Origin of the sequence: Streptomyces sp. NPDC056486, assembly GCF_042795295.1 — a bacterium.
Classification (GTDB): domain Bacteria; phylum Actinomycetota; class Actinomycetes; order Streptomycetales; family Streptomycetaceae; genus Streptomyces.
Genome location: NZ_JBHTSF010000083.1, coordinates 13,184 through 34,091 on the forward strand (window position 1 = coordinate 13,184; position 20,908 = coordinate 34,091).

Below are 20,908 nucleotides of genomic sequence, written 5' to 3' on the forward strand. Positions count from 1 at the left end.
GTCGTGGACGAATATGCGGGGCGGGTACTCGCCGACCGCTATCGCCTGCCGCTGCCTCCCGCGGATGAGTACGAACTCGCCGAGACGCGGGCCTTCGATACCTACAGCGGGCAGGAAGTCCTGGTCAGGCAGGTGCCATTGCCCGAGGTCGTCGATGCGGAAGTGCTCGAGCTCGATGAGCGTGACCTCCCGGAGGGGGAGCTTCCTGCGGGGTTCGTGAGCGCGGGGGCGGTGCGGCGGCCGTCGGCGCGTACGACGCGCAGGCCGTCGGATCCGGCGGTGCGGCGCGCGATAGAGGCGGCACAGGCCGCCGCGCAGATTCCCGACCACCCTCGGCTCGACCAGGTCTTCGACGTGTTCGCCGAGGGCGGTTCGCTGTGGATAGTCAGCGAGTTGGTGGCGGCGAGGCCGCTTGCCGCGCTGCTCGCGGACCGGCCTCTGAGCCCGTACCGGGCCGCGGAGATCGCGTCGGACGTGGTGACGGCGCTGCGGGTGCTGCACGCGCACGGCTGGGTCCACCGGAACATCACCGCTCGCACGGTCCTGGTCTGCGACGACGGCCGGGTGGTCCTCACGGGCCTCGCGGCGGGCGCGGCGGAAGAAGCGTTGTGCGGGTACGACCCTCGGCCCGAGGAGCTCTTCGCGGGCTCTGAGAGCGCTCCTGACGCCCGCGCCGGTGCTGCTGGTGGTGGCGGGGGTGAGCACGATGGGGACGAGCCTGACGGGGCCTACGAGGCCTATGAGGCCTACGAGACTGGCGACGCTGATGGGTCGCGTGGGAATGCGGCGATCGAGGCTGCCCCTGCCGTGGAGCCCGAGAGTGACGCGCGGGCGGCTCGGACCAGCGCGATAGCCGCGTATCGCGCAGGGGCGCGGGCTGCGGCGCGGGGCGGAGAGGTGCCGGGGCCCAGGGCCGGTGGGTCGTACGGGGCGAGTCCGGGGTACGACGAGGAGAGCGGCAGCGGTGGCGGCAGCCGTGGTGAGGCCGAGGCCGAGGCTGCCGGGCGGATCCTGGATCCGTACGGCGTCGGGGACACGAAGCAGTGGCATGGGGCTGTGCCGAGGGGCGCGGGGCCGACCGGCGCAGCCGGCCACAACGGAGGGCCTGCTCACGACGGAGGGCCTGGTCGCAAGGGCGGGCCTGGTCATAACGGAGGGCCCGGTCACAATGGCGGGCCTGGCCCCACGCCGCGTAACGACGCGCCGGGTTCCGCCGTCAGCAGCGGCGCGCCGGGCGCCATTCCCGCCCCCGCCACTCCAGCCCCCGCCACCCCTGTTCCCGCGCCCACGTCCTCCGCACCCGGCCACAGCTACTGGGACGCCCTCGTCGCCGAGCGGAGCGGCGCCCGGCGTGGCCCCGCCACCGCTCTTGCCGCGGAGCGCGCCCGGCACGCACGGATGACCGTGGTCGGAGGCGTGACCGAGCGATGGGCGCCCGAGCAGGCCGGGCCCGTGCACGAGAACTGGCAGTTAGCTCCGCCCATCGGGCCCGCGACCGACCTCTGGGCGCTTGGCGCCCTGCTGTTCCGGGCCGTGCAGGGCCACGCGCCCTACCCGGAGGAGAGCACCTTCGAGCTCGTCCAGCTGGTGTGCGCCGAGCCGCCCGCCTACGCGGAGGAGTGCGGGCCGCTGCGGCCCGTCGTCGAGTCGTTGCTGCGGCAGGACCCCACCGAGCGGCTCGACTTCGAGGAGCTGAACGGCTGGCTGCGTTCGCTGGTCCGCTCGGCGCCCGAGCCGGAAGCCGGTGTGAACGTCGTGCCCGCGCCGCCGTTCGACGCCCGGCGGCTGCCCGTCGTACGCCGTCGCGGTGATCTCGTACGTCGCAAGAAGCGGCGTACACCCGAGAAGCGGCGCGGCTCCGCGCCCGCCGCCACCCCGACGTCGAACCGGCAGAACGGGCGTCACAAGCACAAGCAGCCCAAGCAGCCCAAGCGGGGACGGGAAGCCAGGATGGCGTCCGTGGCGCCCGCACCCGCACCCGCGGCCGCGCCCAGGCGCAGCGATGTGCCCAAGCCCAGGCCCAAGCGGAGCGAAGCGCCGAAGCGGGGCGGCGTTCCCAAGCAGAGCGGGACGGGGCGGCCGCATTCCCTGGGGCGACTTCTGCTCATCCTTGTCCTGGTCGGGCTCGTCGCGGCGATCGCGTACGCCGTGGCCTTCATGCCCAAGTCCGGGGAGACCGGGGGCAGTGACCGTGCCGGCTCCGCGGGGAACCCCGGCAGCAGCCAGGCGCCGGACTCCGACAGCAGCCCCAGCGCCCGGCCGAGCGAGGACGGCAAGTCCGACCGGCCGAGCGATAAGCCCGACAAGAGCCCGGACACGGAGAAGACGCAGACCGGCGGGCCCGATCTGCCGCGGGGCTTCGCGCTCCGCAAGGACGCTGAGGGCTTCCGGGTCGCCGTCGCCAGCGGCTGGGACCGGCAGCCCAAGAACGGGCGGGGGCAGATCCTTTACACGCACGGGGACTTCGAGCTGATCGTCGTGCCGGGGCGGGACGGCACGGACGAGTACGGCAAGGACCCGATGAAGTACCAGCGCGAGCACGAGCGCGAGTTGCAGCCGTTCCGCGACTCGACCTGGGCCACCTCCAGCGGGATGCGGACGGTGGAGGTCGGCGGGCGGACCATGGCCGAGGGGCAGTTCACTTGGCAGGATGCGGAGGGGCGTGAGACCTTCGTGCGCAATCTCGCGATGGCCGTCGGCGGTAAGTACCACGTCGTGCAGATCCGGGGTCCTGAAGCCGAACGTGACGAGGTGTCGCGGCTCTTCGAGCAGGCTTCGGCCACGTATCAAGTCGACTGAGGGCGGCCCTTCGCGGTCATTAAAGTTCGTAAAAGTTCACAGACGTTCATGAAGTTTCACAGGTGCTCTTAGGCGGTCATGGATGTTCGTAAACATTCATGAATGCTGAATTAGCCCTCTGATCAGCGGTAGTTGGTGTCCTGGAACGCCCCGTTTAGTTGCGTCACGCGTCACAGTGAGGTCTCTGAGCACCCCCGGAGGTTCCCCGCACGCCCCCCGCTCCCTAACCTGGGCCATGTCAGAACCATTGCGGGGGATCGTGAATCAGATGCAAGGCCTGCTCCTCGCGGGCCGCTACCGGCTCGGTGAGTCCATAGGCCGCGGTGGCATGGGACGAGTGTGGCGGGCGCACGACGAGGTGCTGCACCGGACCGTCGCCGTCAAGGAGCTGACGGCTGCCCAGTTCGTGGCAGAGGCCGACCGCGCGGTCCTTTTCGCGCGCACGCACGCGGAAGCGCGGGCCGCGGCCCGGATCAACCACCCCGCGGTCGTCACCGTCCACGACGTCCTCGAGTACGACGCCCGGCCCTGGATCGTGATGGAGCTGGTCGAGGGCTGTTCGCTCGCCGACGCCGTCAAGGACCGTGGCCGCATCGAGCCCGTCGAGGCCGCCCGTATCGGCCTGTGGACCCTGAAGGCCCTGCGCGCCGCGCACGCCGCCGGCGTCCTGCACCGCGACGTCAAGCCCGGCAACGTCCTCCTGTCGAACGACGGGCGCATCCTGCTCACCGACTTCGGGATCGCCGCGATCGAGGGCGACTCGACGATCACGCGGACCGGCGAGGTCGTCGGTTCCGTCGACTATCTGGCCCCCGAGCGGGTCAGCGGTGCCAACCCCGGCCCCGCGTCGGACCTGTGGGCACTCGGCGCCACGCTGTACACGGCGGTCGAGGGCAACTCCCCGTTCCGCCGCACGTCGCCGATCGGCACGATGCAGGCCGTGGTCACGGAGGAGCCCTCGCCGCCCGAGCACGCGGGGGCGCTCGGCACGGTCATCAGCGCGCTTCTGCGCAAGGACCCGGACACCCGGCCGACCGCGGAAGTGGCCGAGCTGATGCTCGCAGAGGCGGCGGAGGGGCGGCAGCCGAGCGCCGGTCCTGCGTACGTGCCGACGCAGGTCCACACCCCGTCCCAGCAGTCGCAGTCCCAACCGCACTCGCAGTCCCAACCGCACTCGCAGTCCCAACCGCAGCCGCAGCCCCAGCCGTATGCGCAGACACCGCAGCCCGGCACCGTCGCCCAGGGAACCAGCACCGGGTACGACTCCGGGAACAACGCCGGGTACGGCTCCGGAAACAACACCGGGTACGACTCGGGAAACAACACCGGGTACGGCTCCGGAAGCAACACCGGCATCGGAACGGGGCCCGGCACCGGCACCGGCCCCAACTCCGCACCTCACCACTCCGGCACCGTCGTCCACGGTGCCCACCAGCCCTCGTACAAGAGCCCGAAGCGCCGCAAGTGGCCCGCGATCGTCGCTGCGCTCACGGTGCTCGTGCTGCTCGGCGGCGGAGCCGCCGGCTACCTGTACCTCCAGGAGAGCGACAACGGCAGTACGCCGCAGGCCAGTGACGGAAATCCGGGCAAGGCCGTCGGCGGCATCCCCGACGGCTGGCACAGGGTGAAGGACGCCGCGGGCTTCAGCCTCATGCTGCCCAAGGGCTGGGAGCGCGAGGCCAACGGCAGCCAGATCGACTACACCCCGGACCACGGACGGCACTTCGTACGCATCAGCATGGACCGCAACACGACGTTCGAGAGCCCCTACAGGCATCAGCTGGAGCTGGAGAAGAACCTGCAGCCCAAGCTGGAGCCCAGCTACAAGCGGCTGCAGCTGGACCAGAACACCTTCCGCGACCTGCAGGGCGCGCTCTGGGAGTTCAGTTGGACTGCGGGGGCGAACGACACGACCGCGGGCCCGCGCCGCGCCATCTCACAGAGCTATATCAGCCGTGACGGCGTCGAGTACGTGATTTACATGTCGTCCCCCGCCGCCGACTGGGACAAGGCGCGGCAGCAGTTCGACGCGATACTCCGGGGCTGGCGGGAGAGCTGAACGCGGTCGTCCGCACCCGGGATGGCTGGGACAAGCGGCCGGAACCAGTCCGCCGCGCAGGCTCACAGGGTCCGACCGCACACGTGTGGGGCATGATGGCCGCATGGGGAGCGTGGGGGGCAACGCCCGGGTCATAGCTGGCCGTTACAGCCTGGATGCGCGGCTGGGCAGGGGTGGCATGGGCGTGGTCTGGCAGGCCACGGATCAGTTCCTCGGCCGCCAGGTCGCGGTCAAGGAACTCGCCCTCGACGACACGCTCTCCGAATCCGACGCGATGCAGCAGGTCGAACGCACCCTGCGCGAGGCGCGGGCTGCGGCGCAGCTCCAGCATCCGCACATCATCGTCGTCCACGATGTCGTCGTACAGGGCGACCACCCGTACATCGTCATGGAGTTGATCGAAGGCGGTTCGCTGGCCGGGCGGATCGCGCGGTCGGGTCCGATGAACGCGCGGGCGGTGGCCCGGATGGGCATCGCCCTGCTCGGGGCGCTGCGCGTCGCGCACGCCGCCGGGGTGCTGCACCGCGACATCAAGCCCGCCAACGTCCTCATGGAGGAGACGACCGGGCGTGTCGTCCTCACCGACTTCGGGATCGCGCAGGTCAGCGGGGCGACGACGCTCACGGAGATCGGGTCCTTCGTGGGATCTCCGGAGTACACCGCGCCCGAGCGGATGTCGGGCGAGCGGACAGGGCCCGAGTCCGACCTCTGGTCGCTCGGCGCGCTCCTCGTCGCCGCGGTGACCGGCGAGTCGCCTTTCCGCCGGGATTCGATCAGCCAGGTGCTGCACGCTGTCGTCTTCGACGAGATCCGCCCGCCGCCCGCCGCCGCGCCGCTGCTGCCCGTCATCCTCGGTCTCCTCGAACGTGACCCCGACCGGCGGCTCGGCGTGGACGATGCCGAGCGGCTGCTGCGGACGTATGTCGAGACGGGACGGATGCCGTCCACGCCCGCGGGCCGGGCCGGTGGGCAGCCGTCGGCGCTGCCGGGCGGGCGGCTCGGCGGCTACACGCCCACCTACCGTGACCTGCCCACCCGTCCGCCCGCGCAAGTGGCGGGGCCATCGCGCCGCCGGCGCCGCGCCATGCTGATCGCCGCCGCGCTCGTGGCCGCGGTGGCCGGGGCCGGGGTGTCCGCCGCGCTCCTGATGAGCAGGGACGGCGAAGGGGGCGGCGGTACGCCGTCGACGCCGGCCTCGCAGAGTTCGCAGACCGGGCAGACGCAGACGGGGAGCCCCTCGCCTTCGCCGACCCCGACGGTGACGGTGACGCGCAGTTCCAGCACCCCGAAGCCTTCGGCGCCCGAAGCCCCCGAGGGCTACCGCGTCACGAAGGACCGCAGGGGCTTCACGCTCGCCGTGCCGGTCGGCTTCACGCGCGAGGTGGACGGGCCCCGCGTCTTCTACAAGTCGCCGGGCGGCACCTTCCGCATAGGCATCAAGAGTTCGGCCACGGAGCCGGGCGGCCCGCTCGCCGTGCAGCGCCGTTCCGACGAGAAGGGGCCGAAGAACAACCCCGGTTACCGGGACGGCGAGGTCACCGAGACCTCGCACAACGGACGGCCCGCAGCTCTCTGGCAGTTCAGCTGGGACGGCTTCACGGAGGCGGAGGGCAACCGGCACACGTTCGACCTGTGCTGGGAGGAGGGCGGTCGGATGTACGACGTGTGGGTCTCGGCGCCGGTCGGCAGGGCCAAAGAGGGCAGGCGGTATTTCGACACGGCGGTGGACTCGTTCGTGCGCCGCTGAGGCTTGTTCGTACGCCGATGAGGCTCGGACGTACGCCGATGACGTTCGGACGTACGTCGATGAGGCTCGGAGATACGCCGCTGGAGTGCGGCCCGGCGCATCACCCCTGTCACAAGTCAGTGACCCGAGTGGAACCTGATGGCTTCGGCAAGGTACTCATGTGGGCATGAGCAATGACGGGGGAGCCTCGAACGGCGCGTACGAACCCACGAGTTTCGGACTGCAGCCACCACAGCCAGCACAGCCAGCACAACCGGCATCGCAACAGCAGACCGCGCACCACCAGGCCGGGCCGTACCAGCCCGCCGCACCGACGCCGCCCCCCTCCCCGTACGCCCAGCCCACCCAGGTGGTCCCGAATCAGCCGTCCGAGCCGGATCCCGGCGCGGGGCGCCTGATCGCCGGCCGCTACCGCCTGCTGTCCAAGCTCGGCCACGGCGGCATGGGCACGGTCTGGCGCGCGAAGGACGAGACGGTGGACCGCGAGGTCGCCGTCAAGGAACCCCGGATCCCCGACCACCTGCCCGAGCGGGAGCGTGCCAACGTCTTCGAGCGGATGCGCCGCGAGGCGCGCGCCGCGGCCCGACTCGACCACCCGGCCGTGGTCAACGTCCACGACGTGGCGGTGGAGGACGGCCAGCCGTGGATCGTCATGGAGCTGGTCCAGGGCCGCTCGCTCGGCGCCGCGCTCCAGGAGGGCACGCTGGGCGCCCGCGACGCCGCCCGGATCGGTCTCGAGGTCCTCGGTGCCCTGGACGCCGCCCACCAGGCGGGCATCCTGCACCGTGACGTCAAGCCGGACAACGTGATGCTGGGGCAGCACGACCGGGTCATTCTCACCGACTTCGGCATCGCCCAGATCGAGGGCGAGACGAACCTGACGGACACGGGCGGTTTCGTCGGTTCGCCCGAGTTCATCGCCCCGGAGCGGGTGTTGGGCCAGCGCCCGGGCCCCGCGTCGGACCTCTGGTCGCTCGGTGTGGTGCTCTACGCCGCGACGGAGGGCGTGTCGCCGTTCCGCCGCAACAACACCCCGGCGACGCTGCAGTCCGTCCTGAACGCGACCCCGGCGGCGCCGGCTTCGGCCTCGGGCCCGCTGGCGCAGGCGATCAACGGCCTCCTGGTGAAGGAGCCAAGCCAGCGGCCGCGCGCGGCGCAGGTCCGCGCCCTGCTGGAGGAAGCGGGGCAGCCGCCGCAGGCTGCGCCCACGCAGGTCGTCCAGACCGGTGGCGGTGCCTCCGGAGGCAAGGGCGTCTTCCTCAGCCGCAAGGCGCTTGCCGTCATCGCCGGTGTGGCCGTCGTGGCCGTGGCGGCGGGCGTGCTGGTCGCCCTGAACCCCTTCGGGGGTTCGGACACGGAGGGCTGGAAGGAGCACGAGTCGAAGGTGGTCGCCGCCACTGTCTCCGCTCCGGAGCACTACGTGGAGAGCAAGCCCGACGACACCGACACGGACAAGACCTGGGTGAGGTACACCGATCCCAGTGGCGCCATCTTCATCACGCTCGACCTCGCCGAGAAGAAGGACACCTCCGAGGAGATCCTCGGGTCCGCCGCCTCGCAGGCGTACGCCGACATGGAGGACTTCAAGGCGAGCGGCGAGACCTCGTTCAGCCACATGTCCGGCGATCCCGCTCCGGACGGCACGACGGGCGACACCAAGTACAAGGATCGGAAGGCCGCCGAGAACACGGTCAAGTACACCGACTCGGAGACCGAGCAGCCGCACGAGGCCAAGATCCTCTACTACCGGACCAAGTCCGGGAACATGTACCGGCTGTGGATCGACTACCCGGGCAAGGGCGACTTCACCGAGCGGGGCCGCGAGGTGGCCAAGACCGCCATCGCGAATCTGGGGATCGACAAGCTCTGACCCCTGCGGACTCCTCCCAGGCGCTGCGGACACCGGTTAAGCCCCTGATCAGGGGCTTTGCCGCCAGCGATCGCTGGCATCGTGTGTGTGCTCGGTGAAAGCTGATTACCGACGGGTACCCAAAACCCTGACCTGGGCCTACGCTCACCACCATGACGGACTCGCAGGCCACCGCAGCGCCCCTCGGAACGAACCCGATAGCCGCCGCTCCCGAAGGCGCGCGCACCACCGCCGACGTGGTGACTCCCGAGCTGATCGCGCAGCTCACCCGGGACGTGATCGGCACGGGACGGACCGCCAACCACACGCCGTTCAGCGGCGAGAAGCTGGCCGACCTGCCCGAGTCCACCCCCGAGGACGTGGCCACCGCCTTCGAGCGCGCCCGCGTGGCCCAGGTCGCCTGGGAGCGGACCCCGGTCCGCCGCCGCGCCGCGGTCCTGCTCCGCTTCCACGATCTGGTCCTGCAGCGCCAGGCCGAGGTCCTCGACCTCATCCAGCTGGAGACCGGCAAGGCCAGGCTGCACGCGCACGAGGAGCTGCAGGCCGTCGCCGTCGCCGCGCGGCACTACGGCCGCAAGGCCCCCGCGTATCTGAACCCCAAGCGGCACACCGGCGTCGTACCGACCCTCACGAAGGTCACCGAGAACCGTCAGCCGCGCGGTGTGGTCGGCCAGATCGCGCCCTGGAACTACCCCCTCGAGCTCTCCATCGGTGACGCGCTGCCAGCACTTGTGGCGGGCAACGCCCTTGTGATGAAGCCCGACACGGAGACCTGCCTGACCGCCCTGTGGGCCCGCGACCTCATCATCGAGGCCGGTCTGCCCGCCGAGGTCTTCCAGGTGGTCCTGGGCGAGGGCCCTGTCATCGGCCCCGAGATCGTCAAGCACGCCGACTACGTATCCTTCACCGGCTCCACCCGCGTCGGCCGCGAGGTCGCGCAGGGCGCGGCGGGCCGGCTCGTCGGCGTCTCGCTCGAACTCGGCGGCAAGAACGCCATGCTGGTGCTCCACGACGCCGACATCGACAAGGCCGCGGCGGGCGCGGTGCGCGCCTGCTTCTCGTCCGCGGGCCAGCTGTGCATCTCCATCGAGCGGTTGTACGTCCACGAGTCGATCGCGGACGAGTTCGTGGAGCGCTTCGCGGCGCGGACGAAGGCGATGCGGCTCGGCCGTTCCCTCGCGTACGGCGCCGAGATGGGCTCGCTGGTCGGCGAGCGACAGCTGGAGACCACCAAGCGGCACGTCGACGAGGCGGTCGCCAAGGGCGCCACGCTGATCGCGGGCGGCGTCGCCCGGCCCGACATCGGCCCGTACTTCTTCGAGCCGACCATCCTGGACGGCGTCGAGTCCCCGATGGCGGTGTGCGGCGAGGAGACCTTCGGTCCTGTCGTCTCCGTCTACCGCTTCACCGACGAGAACGAAGCGGTGGACCTCGCCAACTCCACGTCGTACGGCCTGAATTCCTCGGTCTGGACGAAGGACGGCAGCCGTGGACGCAAGATCGCGGCCCGCCTGCGCACCGGCACGGTCAACGTGAACGAGGGCTTCGCGCCCGCCTACGGCAGCGTGCAGTCGCCGATGGGCGGCATGAAGGACTCGGGCCTGGGCCGCCGGCACGGCTCCGAGGGCATCCTGAAGTACACCGAGGCGCAGACCGTCGCGCACCAGCGTCTTATGCCGCTCGCGCCGTCCTTCGGCATGGACGACGAGAAGTACGCGGCGTTCATGAGCCTGAGCCTGAAGGTCATGAAGTCCCTGCGCCTGCGCTAGAGCCGTTCTCTAGGGGTCAGTTCTCAACGAGGAGAGTCAATGTCACAGGAGAGCTCTGTCCAGAAACAGCCGGACAGTGAGGCGGGTGGGTACGACGACGCGTCGTACGACTACGACGTCATCGTTGTCGGTTCGGGCTTCGGCGGCTCCGTCTCCGCCCTGCGTCTGACGGAGAAGGGCTACCGCGTCGGCGTACTCGAAGCGGGGCGCCGCTTCACCCGTGAGTCGCTCCCGAAGAACTCCTGGGACCTCAAGAACTACCTCTGGGCCCCGGCCCTCGGCCTCTACGGCATCCAGCGCATCCATCTGCTCGGCAACGTGATGGTGCTCGCGGGGGCGGGAGTCGGCGGAGGTTCGCTGAACTACGCGAACACGCTCTACGTACCCCCCGCGCCGTTCTTCGAGGACGCGCAGTGGAAGGACATCACGGACTGGCAGGACGAACTCAGCCCCTACTACGAGCAGGCCAAGCGCATGCTCGGGGTGCGGCTGAACCCGACCACGACTCCGTCCGACGTCCACCTGAAGGCGACCGCCCAGGCCATGGGGGTGGGCGACAGCTTCCACATGGCGCCGGTCGGCGTCTTCTTCGGCGACGAGCAGGACGCCTCAGGTACTTCAACGGCCAAGCCCGGCCAGGAAGTTCCCGATCCCTACTTCGGGGGCGCGGGTCCCTCGCGCAAGGCCTGCAGCGAGTGCGGCGAGTGCATGACGGGCTGCCGGCACGGCGCGAAGAACACCCTCAACGAGAACTACCTCTACCTGGCGGAGAAGGCGGGCGCCGTCATCCACCCGATGACGTCCGTCGTCACCGTCACCGAGGACTCGCGGGGCGGATACGCCGTCGCCACGCTGCCCACCGACAGCAAGCGCAAGGGCAAGGGCCGTACGTTCACGGCGCGCAAGGTCGTCGTCGCCGCGGGCACCTACGGCACGCAGACGCTCCTGCACCGCATGAAGGACACCGGCCTGCTCCCGCAGATCTCGGGACGGCTCGGCGCGCTGACCCGCACCAACTCCGAGGCCCTTGTCGGCTCGCAGACCACCGACCGCCGCTACCGCAAGCAGCACGGCATCGAGAAGGCGGACTTCACCAAGGGCGTCGCGATCACCTCGTCGATACACCCGAACGCCACCACGCACATCGAGCCGGTCCGCTACGGCAAGAAGTCCAACGCGATGGGCGGCATGACGATCCTGCAGGTGCCGTACAGCATCAAGGGCGGCGGCAAGGCGCGCGTCACGGGATGGCTCGGCAACGTGGCCAAGCACCCCTGGCTGATGGTCCGTTCGCTCTCCAACCGGCGCTGGTCGGAGCGGACCATCATCGGCCTCGTCATGCAGACGCTGGACAACTCCCTGACCACGTACCGCAAGGAGAAGGGCATCGGCAAGGGCCTGCTGACCGCACGGCAGGGCCATGGCGCGCCCAACCCGACGCAGATCCCCGAGGCCACCGAGGCCGCGACGCTGCTCGCCAAGGAGATCAACGGCTTCGCGGGGTCGAACGTCGGCGAGCTGATGGGCACCCCGCTGACCGCGCACTTCCTGGGCGGCTGCCCGATCGGCGACTCCGCCGAGACCGGGGTCATCGACCCCTACCACCGCCTCTACGGCCACCCCGGCGTCTCGGTCGTCGACGGCGCCGCGGTCTCCGCGAACCTGGGCGTGAACCCCTCCCTGACGATCACCGCGCAGGCCGAGCGCGCGATGTCGTTCTGGCCCAACAAGGGCGGCGAGGACACGCGTCCCGCGCAGGGCGCGCAGTACGTACGTCTCGCCGCCGTCGAGCCGAAGACCCCGGCGGTACCGGCGGACGCGTTCGGCGCGCTGAAGCTTCCCTTCCTGGGGATGCCTTCCGTGCCCGCCAAGAAGTAGCCGCGGCGGCTACCGGAGCCGCGTACGCGAAAGGACCTGCACCCCCCTCCGAGCGCAGGTCCTTTCGCGAGCGTGGCCTCAGGCGCTGTGACGCGCCGTGGCGTCATGCGCCGGCGTCGGCCTTCTTGCGGCGGACGGCGAAGACCGCGCCCGCACCGGCGACGACGGCGACACCGCCGACGAGGCCGATGGTCGGCAGCATGGAGCTGGAGCCGGTCTCGGCGAGGCTGCCGGTGGTCGGGATCACCTTGGCGCCGCCCTGGGGCGTCTTGCCACCGGTGGGCGTCTTGCCGCCCTTGTTCTCCTCGGCCTTGCCCGGGTTCTCGTTGTCGCTGCCGGGCTTCAGGATGATGAACCCGAAGTACGAGAACGACTCGTGCACGCAGTTCTGCTCGGAGTCGAGGTAGCCGCCGAGGCCGAGCGCGTAGCCGTCACCGGCCGGGGCCTTGGCGCTGATGTTGAGGCGCAGCTTGATGTCGACCTTGCCCTTGGCGCCCAGCTCGGTGGTGCCGAAGTAGAGGCCGCTCGAGACCTCGTCCGCGATGGACTCCCAGGCCTTGGACTCGGGGTTGAAGTACTGGATCTGCGCGTAGTCGGAGAGCCAGTCCTCCTTGTCCTTGCTCGCCGTCCAGCTGTCCGCGGAGGCGAGCCACTGGACCTCGCCGAGGTCTTCGTCGGTCGGGTTGGTGGCGGTCAGCTTGAACTGGTGCCAGCCGCTACCGGCGACGATCTTGCCGGGCAGGCCCGAGAGCTCCATCTCCAGCTCCGAGTCGACATCCACGCCGTCCTCGTCGACCGGGCACTGCGAGGGCTCCTCGGTGGGCTCCTCGGTCTCGGGGGGCTCGGTCGCGGGCGTGGCCGTCCCGATCTCGATCGGCGGAGTCGCCCCGGGCGGCGTGGTCGGCGGCGTCTCGGCCGGCGTGCTGGGCGGGGTCTCGGCGGGCGTGCTGGGCGGGGTCTCGGCGGGCGTGGACGGCGGCGTCTCGGACGCGGGGGCCGTAGAGCTCGGAGGCGGGGTGGTGTCCCCGTCCGCGAAGGCGGCAGGGGCCGAAAGGAGCGCGATCGGAGCTATGGCAGCGGTCGCGGCCGCAGCGGCCATGACACGGCGGAGCTTCATGAAGACCTCAGTCAGTCCGGCGTACCACCTGGTGGGCGATACGGAGGTGGAGGCCTCCGCGGTGGGGACGCGGGTGTGGCCGTTGTTACGCATGCATGACCTGTGTCCGCTGTGAATGGTTGTCCTTTACTTCACATAATTCTTATGTGGCTTGGATCACACAGCTTGTGCGTCCATCGCCGGGTGCCGTAGAAATTCCTCCGCTCTACGGTGATTCGCCGGGAGCAAGTGCAGCAGCGAGGGGGCGGCGTGGCGGATCCGGATGAGATACCGGAGCAGAGGTCGGAGCGGAAGTCGGAGCGGAAGTCGGAGCCGAGGCCGGATCGGCTGTCGGATCAGATGCCCGATCAGATGCCGGACGACGTGTGGGAGCGGTTCGAGCGCGACAGCCTGCGCGACATCCGTTCATCGGCGCCGAAGGAGCCGTCCGCGCGGGCGCGCATGGTGGCCGAGCGGCTGCGGCGCCTCGACGAGGAGGCGGCGCGCCAACGGGCGGCGGACTCCCGGGCCTTGGGCCGCAGGCGCAGGAAGCGCAAGGCGGCGCGGGGAGAGGGTGCCGCCGGGGCGTGGCGGCCCGACGAGTGGCGGGCGGCGCCGACCGGACCGCGGCGCGACGGGCGTTCGGAGCGCAGCCGCCGGGTGTGGAGCGTGGTGATCGTGGTGGGCGGCATGGCGCTGGCGATCGTGCTCCTCAGCCCGTTCCGGTTCTGGATCTGGCGGTAGGCGACTCCGCATGGGGCGGCTGGGGTGCTGGAGTACTGAAGTGATGGAAGACCGAAGGGCCCCGCGGGACGGATCCGCGGGGCCCTTGGCTGTCAGCACCGACGTCAGGGCAGCGTCGGTGCCGCGGAGCGGCGCCGGGGGAGTGCGCCGCAGGTCGGGAGGACACCGGTGGCCGCCCCGGCGCACGGGGGGCGCACAAGTGGTCTCGACCAATGGCAATTGAGTTGTGCACTGCCGCGCTCGCGGCTTGTCCTGCTAGGCATCGTGCTGGATGCGCCGTGACCCGCGCAACCGGTTCGACGTGATCCTGACGAACAGGGACAGCTGGGGCTTTCTGCGGGGACACAGAAGCTGCAGAGCTGAGGGGCCGGGGGGCCTGGAGACGGTGGGGGGCGGCTGAGGGGCGCTTTGGGGGACGTTCTGGGGATGCCTTGGGGGACCGCTTCGGGGGACGCTTTGGGGGACGGAGGCCGGGGGGGGGAGGGGGGGCCCCCCACCCCCCCCGGCCGGGGCGGGCCGGGGGGCCCCGGGGCCGGGCGGGGGCGGCCGGGGGCCGCGGGGGGGCCCGTGCGGCGGCGCCGTGGGGGGACCGCTTCGGGGGACGCTTGGGGGGACGGAGGCCGGTCGGCTTCGGGCGTCCCCGAAGCCGACCGTTCCCTGGGTGACCGGGCTGCTGTCCCCTGCCGTCCGGTCACGTCTCTGGAGCGAGGTCCCACGGCGCACACCAGGTGTGCGCCTCATCGCTCCAGCGGAGCCACGCGTGGTTTTCCGTGCCCGCCCCTGGCTGGCACGGACATCGGGACCAACGAAGAGCCCGAGGGCCCGGTCACGCGCCGTACGGGTGAGACCGGGCCCGAACTCAGATCCGGTGGCACAAGGGGTGGCGCAAGGGATGACACAAGGGTGGATTCCGAAGCTCTTCCGGAGGTGAGCCGGGAGGCGCTCAGACCTGGCCCCTGCACAGCTCCAGGAGCGTCATCGCGAGCGACGTACCGGGCTTGCCGAGCGCGTCCCTGTAGTGGCCGAGGACCTCCATCTCGCGCGAGAGATTGACGCGACGGCCGCCCGAACCGATCCGGGCCTCCTGGATGACGGCCGACACGGCCATCCGTTCCTGTACGAGACCGATGATGCGGTCGTCGAGTGCGTCGATACGGTCGCGCGCGCCCTCGATCACATCGGCGGCCTCGGGGGTGCGGGCGCCGGTCTTGTCGGTCGTGGCGATGGTCATGCGGGGCTCCTCATCGGATGTGGATCACGTGGATCAGGTGGACGTGGATCACGTGATTCGGGTGAGTGCCCCGGAGTGACAAGGTCCGGAAATGACAGAACGCCCCGGGCCTTGTCGGCCCGGGGCGCCTGGGAAGTCGCTTGTCAGTGGATCAAGCAGCTCGACCATGGCAGCCGGCGGGCCGGTTGCCATAGGTAAAGAGGAAGCTCAGGTGCTTGGTCACGAGGCCAGTATGCCCCCACGCGCGCATGCCCGGTCAACACGGGTTCCGCCACGGCTCGGATGCTGAGACGCCGCGGGACTCCGTCTGGCGCCGGGGCACCCGGGGCACCCGGGGCACCCGGGGTGCCCGGGTGCCGGGTACAAGGGGCGGGGCTCCGTCGGATGTGACGAAGGGGGTGTCCGCGGGGCCGTTAGAATCGACAAAACAGACCCCTGCTCACGCACGAGCCACAGCTCACGCGAAAGCTCACGCTCAACGCCGGAAGGCCGCCGCCGTGCCATCAGCGTCCCCCGCTGCCGCCGCCCCCGACACCGTTCTGGTCGTCGACTTCGGAGCGCAGTACGCCCAGCTCATCGCCCGACGTGTCCGTGAGGCCCGGATCTACAGCGAGATCGTGCCGAGCAGCATGCCGGTCTCCGAGATGCTCGCGAAGAACCCCGCCGCGATCATCCTCTCCGGCGGCCCTTCGTCGGTGTACGCGGAAGAAGCGCCCTCCGTGGACCGCGCGCTGTTCGAGGCAGGTGTTCCCGTCTTCGGCATGTGCTACGGCTTCCAGCTGATGGCGACCACCCTCGGCGGCACCGTCGACAACACGGGCGCCCGTGAGTACGGCCGAACGCCCCTGCACGTCTCCAAGTCCGGATCGACCCTCTTCGAGGGCACCCCGGACGAGCAGTCCGTGTGGATGTCGCACGGCGACGCCTGCAGCGCGGCGCCCGAGGGCTTCGCCGTCACCGCGTCCACGGACGTCGTGCCCGTCGCGGCCTTCGAGGACGACGAGAAGAAGCTGTACGGCGTGCAGTACCACCCCGAGGTCATGCACTCCACGCACGGCCAGCAGGTGCTCGAGCACTTCCTCTACCGGGGCGCGGGCCTGAAGCCCGACTGGACCACCGGCAACATCGTCGAGGAGCAGGTCGCCGCGATCCGCGAGCAGGTCGGCACCAAGCGTGCGATCTGCGGCCTGTCCGGCGGCGTCGACTCCGCCGTGGCCGCAGCCCTCGTACAGAAGGCCATCGGTTCGCAGTTGACCTGCGTGTATGTCGACCACGGTCTGATGCGCAAGGGTGAGACAGAGCAGGTCGAGAAGGACTTCGTCGCGGCCACGGGCGTGAAGCTCAAGGTCGTCGACGCGCAGGAGCGCTTCCTGAGCGCGCTTGCCGGGGTCTCCGACCCCGAGCAGAAGCGGAAGATCATCGGCCGCGAGTTCATCCGCGTCTTCGAGCAGGCCCAGGCGGAAATCGTCGCCGAGGCGCCCGGTGACCAGCCCGTCGAGTTCCTCGTCCAGGGCACGCTGTACCCCGACGTCGTCGAGTCCGGCGGCGGCACCGGCACCGCGAACATCAAGTCCCACCACAACGTGGGCGGCCTCCCCGAGGACCTCGAGTTCCAGCTGATCGAGCCGCTGCGCCAGCTCTTCAAGGACGAGGTGCGGATGGTCGGGCAGGAGCTCGGCCTGCCGGACGAGATCGTCCAGCGCCAGCCCTTCCCGGGCCCAGGCCTCGGCATCCGCATCGTCGGCGACGTCACCAAGGAGCGCCTGGACCTGCTCCGCGAGGCCGACGCGATCGCCCGCGAGGAGCTGACGGCGGCCGGTCTCGACCGCGAGATCTGGCAGTGCCCGGTCGTGCTGCTCGCGGACGTGCGCAGCGTGGGCGTGCAGGGCGACGGCCGGACGTACGGCCACCCGATCGTGCTGCGGCCCGTCTCGTCCGAGGACGCCATGACCGCCGACTGGTCGCGCCTCCCGTACGACGTCCTCGCGAAGATCTCCACGCGCATCACGAACGAGGTCGCCGACGTGAACCGCGTCGTCCTCGACGTGACGAGCAAGCCGCCGGGCACCATCGAGTGGGAGTAGTCCTCCCCGCGGGGGCGTTCCCGCAGAGCTGACACGGCGCCGTCCACCGAGGTGGGCGGCGCCGTTCGCGTACGTCAGGTCCGCCTGGTCGTCCGCGCCGGCGTACCCGGCTTCCACAGCTGCACCGCCAGATACTTCTCGTCCTCGATGTACGTCCGGACCACCTCCGTCAGCTCCGTGCGGAAGAGGTGGAAGGCGGACGGGTCCGGCGGGTTCACATCGCCCACGTACCGCGCGATGACCTCGGGATCCTCGACCTCGATCGCTCGCCCGGAGATCCGGATGTCGCCGCCGGCCATCTCCGTGCCCGGTCCCGGATTCGCCTGGATCGAGAAGCGCGGATCGCGGCGCAGGTCGAGCGCCTTCATCGAGTCCGGCATCATGCCGAGCCACAATTCCCCGTACAGGAAACGGACTTCGAGGCCGGTCGTGCGTGGTGATCCGTCCTTGCGGAGTGTGGCGAGGATGTGGTGCGTGAACTGGCCGAACCGCTCCTCGGCGGTCCGCGCGAAGGTGGGTTCCGCTGCGCTGAAGGCTGCCCAGTTGGTCGTCATACGGCGAGTCTCCCGCCGATACCCGACACCTGCTGTCCGGTTTGGCGCACCGATCTGCGTCCGGCTCGCCCGGCGACTCGCCCCGCATGCGCACTCTCTTCACAGGGGACCCCTGTCTTCCTGCGCTGACCGGCGGTAACTTCCGCTCCGTACAGTCAGGGATGGAGGACACATGCAGGCGCCCACACCGATACCCGTCGAGCGGTTGCAGTTCGCGATGCCGCCGGTGCACGACTCGTTGGCGGACGAACGGCGGTACCGCAAGGAACGGCTCGCCGGGGCGTTGCGGATCTTCGGGCGGCTCGGATACGAGGACGGGGTGTCCGGGCACATCACGGCGCGGGACCCGGAGCTCGAGGACTGTTTCTGGGTGAACCCCTTCGGGATGCCCTTCAAGCACGTCACCGTGGGCGATCTGGTCCTCGTCAACGCGCAGGGGCAGGTCGTCGAGGGCCGCCACCACGTCAATCAGGCCGCCTTCACCGTCCACGCGCAGGCGCACCTGGCGCGGCCCGACGTCGTCGCCGTCGCGCACTGCCACTCGCTGCACGGCCGCGCCCTGTCCACGCTCGGCGAACTCCTCGACCCGATCACGCAGGAGGCCTGCGCCTTCTACGAGAGCCACGCGCTGTACGACGGCTACACGGGCGTCGTCGTGGACTCGGACGAGGGCCGCCGGATCGCCACCGCGCTCGGCGACCACAAGGCCGTCATCCTGCGCAACCACGGGCTGCTCACCGTCGGCGACTCCGTCGACGCCGCCGCCTGGTGGTTCCTCACGATGGAGCGCTCCTGCCAGGTCCAGCTGAGCGCGCGGGCCGCGGGCCGCCCGATCCTCATCGGCCACAAGCAGGCGGTGGCGACGCGCGAGCAACTCGGCAGCGACCTCGTAGCGTGGATCAACTACCAGTCCCTGTGGCAGGACATCAGCCGCAGCGAACCGGATCTGCTGGCCTGAGCCCGATCCCGATCCCGAGCCCGATCCCGAGCCCGTGACCCTCGACGTCAACACGGGTGGGCGGAAAACACCCTCGCTGAGTTGACCCGAGGAACCTGATCGCCTCCCAGTACGGCACAATCCCCTTTCATCGCAAGGAAGTTCACGTTTCGGTGCTCGAATGAGGGCGGGGAAGGCGGCGTACGCGGTGGTGGCGGTGCAGGAGGCGCGGCAGGGCGCACACGGGGGCGGCTGCACATGTGGCGACTGCCCGCACGGTGCGCGTGAGGGGCATCGGCGTGCCGTGGCCGCATTCCTCGCCAAGCGGGACGAGCTGGCGACGGGACAGGGGCTGCCCGCGGCGGTCGCCCACTCGGCGGGAGCTTCCCGGCAGTGGGTGTCGGACGAGCTGACCCAGTCCGCACGCGCCGTCGCCGAACGCGGCCGGGCCGAGGGCGATGCCTGGCTCGGCCGGCTGTGGCGGCGCACCGTCGGCGTCGTCTGGGTGGCCGTGGGCGTCCTGCTCCTGGTCCAGGCGCTCACCGCGATCGGCACCGGATGGACCCTTGCCCGGACCGCCGGAGTGCTCGCGGCCACGGTCGTCGGTCTCCTGCTGACCGGCGCCGGATACGCGCACCGGGCGCGCGGCGGCATCTTCGCGCCATTGATCGGCGAGGACAACCGCCTCTCCACCTCCCGCGCGGTGGCCGCCTGTTGGGTCCTCCTCGTCGTCTTCGCCGTGCTCGTCCTGGTGGGTGGGCTCGCCGGGGCTTCGGGCCACCGTGAGCGGGACGAACTGATCGCCGGGCTCGACCTCGCCCGCGCCGCCGGCGTCGTGACCGTCCTTGCCGTGGTCTGCGGGGTCGCCGTGCTCGTACGCCGCGTGGTGGGCCTGCGCGTCCTTGGGCAGCGGCTGCAGAAGGTGCCCGCCGACCGACCCCGGGCCGCCGACCTGCTGACCGACGACGCGGGCCGCGGCAGCTTCGCGGACGTGCAGTACGTCCTGGTCGGCGCCGTCGCCATGGTCTTCGCCGCCGTACGCCTCGCGCGCCGCCCCGAGCAGCTGCCCGACCTGCCGTGGGGTCTCGCACTCCTCGTCCTGGTGTCGGCGGCGACATACCTCGCGGGCAAGTACGCCGAGGGCGGCCGGCCCGTGATCCTCTCCGTGGTGCGCGCCCGCGAGGCCGGTGATCTCGACGCTCCCATCCGCACGGGCGACGACATCGAGATCCGCGGTGCCGGATTCGTGCCCCCTGGTGCGCAGAGCGCCGATCGTCTCGCCCGTATGGTCGTTCGCATCGGAACCGTGCACGTCCATGTGCCGCTCGTCCCCGTGCCGGGCGGTTTCACCAACCCGACCGACGCGGTCCTGACCGTGCCCGTCCCGGTCGACGTGGAGCCGGGGCGCGTCGACGTCCAGGTGATCACGGCTGCGGGCGTGGAGACGAACCGCTGCACGATCGACGTCACGGACTGAAGCCCCCGTCCCGGCGCCGGGCCGGTCCTGGCGAATTCGGTGCAAGCCACTGAGCAGGCCCCCCTGTTCGTACGTATCGTCAGATGACGGGTCCATGGGCGAAGCGGGTCAACGGGAGAGGCGGCGAGAGCGATGGCTCACGGCATGCGTACCGACAGCCACACCAGCTACGTCAGAAGCAGCGGCTGGCGGGAGAGCGCTTCCCGATACGCCCTGCTACCGCTTCGGATCTTCCTCGGCGTCACCTTCATCTATGCGGGTCTGGACAAGCTCACCGACAGTGCCTTCATGTCGGCCAGTGGCTCGGGGTCCATCGGCGAGATGATGGAAGGCGTCCGCGACATCTCCGCCGTCCCGGCCCTCGTCGACCTCTCCCTCAAGAGCCCCGTCGGCTTCGGCTACGCCATCGCCTTCGGTGAGCTGGCCGTCGGCATCGGCACCCTCGTCGGTCTGTTCGCCCGGATCGCCGCGCTCGGCGGTGCGCTGATCTCGCTCAGCCTCTGGCTGACCGTGAGCTGGTCCACCGAGCCCTACTACTACGGCAACGACCTGGCCTACCTGATGGCCTGGCTCCCGCTGATCCTCGCCGGGGCGTCCGTCTTCTCGATCGACGCGATGATCACGGACCGGCGCAGGTACGCATCGGGGCTCGACTGAGGCCCA

14 protein-coding genes are annotated in these 20,908 nt (G+C 70.6%); 11 read left to right on the forward strand and 3 right to left on the reverse strand.

Features of this window, described 5'->3' with window-relative positions:
* Window positions 1–3 precede the first annotated feature (3 nt).
* From ACFQ7F_RS28045 to ACFQ7F_RS28070, 6 genes are all read left to right on the forward strand, one after another.
* Entirely contained in the window at window positions 4–2,799 is a 2,796-nt protein-coding gene (locus ACFQ7F_RS28045; protein ID WP_383275787.1) for a protein kinase, read from the forward strand.
* A 268-nt stretch (window positions 2,800–3,067) separates the two neighbouring features.
* Window positions 3,068–4,858, forward strand: coding sequence for a serine/threonine-protein kinase (locus ACFQ7F_RS28050; protein ID WP_383275841.1), 1,791 nt, complete (start codon window positions 3,068–3,070; stop codon window positions 4,856–4,858).
* A 103-nt stretch (window positions 4,859–4,961) separates the two neighbouring features.
* Window positions 4,962–6,605 (forward strand): protein kinase, encoded by a 1,644-nt coding sequence (locus ACFQ7F_RS28055; RefSeq protein WP_383275790.1) that lies wholly within the window; start codon window positions 4,962–4,964, stop codon window positions 6,603–6,605.
* Window positions 6,606–6,771: 166 nt separating this feature from the next.
* Window positions 6,772–8,475, forward strand: coding sequence for a serine/threonine-protein kinase (locus tag ACFQ7F_RS28060; RefSeq protein WP_383275793.1), 1,704 nt, complete (start codon window positions 6,772–6,774; stop codon window positions 8,473–8,475).
* Between the two features lie 152 nt (window positions 8,476–8,627).
* The gene (locus ACFQ7F_RS28065; RefSeq protein ID WP_383275796.1) at window positions 8,628–10,244 is read left to right on the forward strand and encodes a succinic semialdehyde dehydrogenase; all 1,617 of its coding nucleotides are present in this window, start codon (window positions 8,628–8,630) and stop codon (window positions 10,242–10,244) included.
* Window positions 10,245–10,283: 39 nt separating this feature from the next.
* Entirely contained in the window at window positions 10,284–12,122 is a 1,839-nt protein-coding gene (locus ACFQ7F_RS28070) for a GMC family oxidoreductase N-terminal domain-containing protein (RefSeq protein WP_383275799.1), read from the forward strand.
* A gap of 103 nt (window positions 12,123–12,225) precedes the next feature.
* Here ACFQ7F_RS28070 and ACFQ7F_RS28075 read toward each other — a convergent pair whose 3' ends face one another.
* Window positions 12,226–13,332: an LAETG motif-containing sortase-dependent surface protein gene (locus ACFQ7F_RS28075; RefSeq protein WP_383275802.1), complete on the reverse strand. Its 1,107-nt coding sequence runs from the start codon at window positions 13,330–13,332 to the stop codon at window positions 12,226–12,228.
* Window positions 13,333–13,488: 156 nt separating this feature from the next.
* On the opposite strand from ACFQ7F_RS28075, the gene ACFQ7F_RS28080 reads away from it, so the two are divergent.
* Entirely contained in the window at window positions 13,489–13,962 is a 474-nt protein-coding gene (locus tag ACFQ7F_RS28080) for a hypothetical protein (protein ID WP_383275805.1), read from the forward strand.
* Window positions 13,963–14,905: 943 nt separating this feature from the next.
* On the opposite strand, the gene ACFQ7F_RS28085 is transcribed toward ACFQ7F_RS28080, so the two are convergent.
* The gene (locus ACFQ7F_RS28085) at window positions 14,906–15,193 is read right to left on the reverse strand and encodes a chorismate mutase (protein ID WP_383275808.1); all 288 of its coding nucleotides are present in this window, start codon (window positions 15,191–15,193) and stop codon (window positions 14,906–14,908) included.
* A gap of 497 nt (window positions 15,194–15,690) precedes the next feature.
* On the opposite strand from ACFQ7F_RS28085, the gene guaA reads away from it, so the two are divergent.
* Window positions 15,691–17,277, forward strand: coding sequence for a glutamine-hydrolyzing GMP synthase (gene guaA / locus ACFQ7F_RS28090; protein ID WP_383275811.1), 1,587 nt, complete (start codon window positions 15,691–15,693; stop codon window positions 17,275–17,277).
* A 74-nt stretch (window positions 17,278–17,351) separates the two neighbouring features.
* Here the strand turns inward: guaA and ACFQ7F_RS28095 are convergent, their stop codons facing one another.
* On the reverse strand, window positions 17,352–17,831 hold the full coding sequence (locus ACFQ7F_RS28095; protein WP_383275814.1) for a pyridoxamine 5'-phosphate oxidase family protein: 480 nt from the start codon (window positions 17,829–17,831) through the stop codon (window positions 17,352–17,354).
* A gap of 172 nt (window positions 17,832–18,003) precedes the next feature.
* Between ACFQ7F_RS28095 and ACFQ7F_RS28100 the strand changes: the two genes are divergently transcribed.
* From ACFQ7F_RS28100 to ACFQ7F_RS28110, 3 genes are all read left to right on the forward strand, one after another.
* Window positions 18,004–18,789, forward strand: coding sequence for a class II aldolase/adducin family protein (locus ACFQ7F_RS28100; protein WP_383275817.1), 786 nt, complete (start codon window positions 18,004–18,006; stop codon window positions 18,787–18,789).
* A gap of 190 nt (window positions 18,790–18,979) precedes the next feature.
* Window positions 18,980–20,245, forward strand: a complete 1,266-nt coding sequence (locus ACFQ7F_RS28105; protein WP_383275844.1) for a hypothetical protein — start codon at window positions 18,980–18,982, stop codon at window positions 20,243–20,245.
* A 132-nt stretch (window positions 20,246–20,377) separates the two neighbouring features.
* Window positions 20,378–20,902, forward strand: coding sequence for a DoxX family protein (locus ACFQ7F_RS28110; RefSeq protein ID WP_383275820.1), 525 nt, complete (start codon window positions 20,378–20,380; stop codon window positions 20,900–20,902).
* The last annotated feature ends 6 nt before the right edge of the window (window positions 20,903–20,908 follow it).

Bases quoted from the DNA above. Each gene is read 5' to 3' on its own strand.
- ACFQ7F_RS28050 (WP_383275841.1), top strand. From the start codon at position 3,068: ATGCAAGGCCTGCTCCTCGCGGGCCGCTACCGGCTCGGTGAGTCCATA.
- ACFQ7F_RS28055 (WP_383275790.1), top strand. From the start codon at position 4,962: ATGGGGAGCGTGGGGGGCAACGCCCGGGTCATAGCTGGCCGTTACAGC.
- ACFQ7F_RS28060 (WP_383275793.1), top strand. From the start codon at position 6,772: ATGAGCAATGACGGGGGAGCCTCGAACGGCGCGTACGAACCCACGAGT.
- ACFQ7F_RS28065 (WP_383275796.1), top strand. From the start codon at position 8,628: ATGACGGACTCGCAGGCCACCGCAGCGCCCCTCGGAACGAACCCGATA.
- ACFQ7F_RS28070 (WP_383275799.1), top strand. From the start codon at position 10,284: ATGTCACAGGAGAGCTCTGTCCAGAAACAGCCGGACAGTGAGGCGGGT.
- ACFQ7F_RS28075 (WP_383275802.1), bottom strand. From the start codon at position 13,332: ATGCGTAACAACGGCCACACCCGCGTCCCCACCGCGGAGGCCTCCACC.
- ACFQ7F_RS28085 (WP_383275808.1), bottom strand. From the start codon at position 15,193: ATGACCATCGCCACGACCGACAAGACCGGCGCCCGCACCCCCGAGGCC.
- ACFQ7F_RS28095 (WP_383275814.1), bottom strand. From the start codon at position 17,831: ATGACGACCAACTGGGCAGCCTTCAGCGCAGCGGAACCCACCTTCGCG.
- ACFQ7F_RS28100 (WP_383275817.1), top strand. From the start codon at position 18,004: ATGCAGGCGCCCACACCGATACCCGTCGAGCGGTTGCAGTTCGCGATG.
- ACFQ7F_RS28110 (WP_383275820.1), top strand. From the start codon at position 20,378: ATGGCTCACGGCATGCGTACCGACAGCCACACCAGCTACGTCAGAAGC.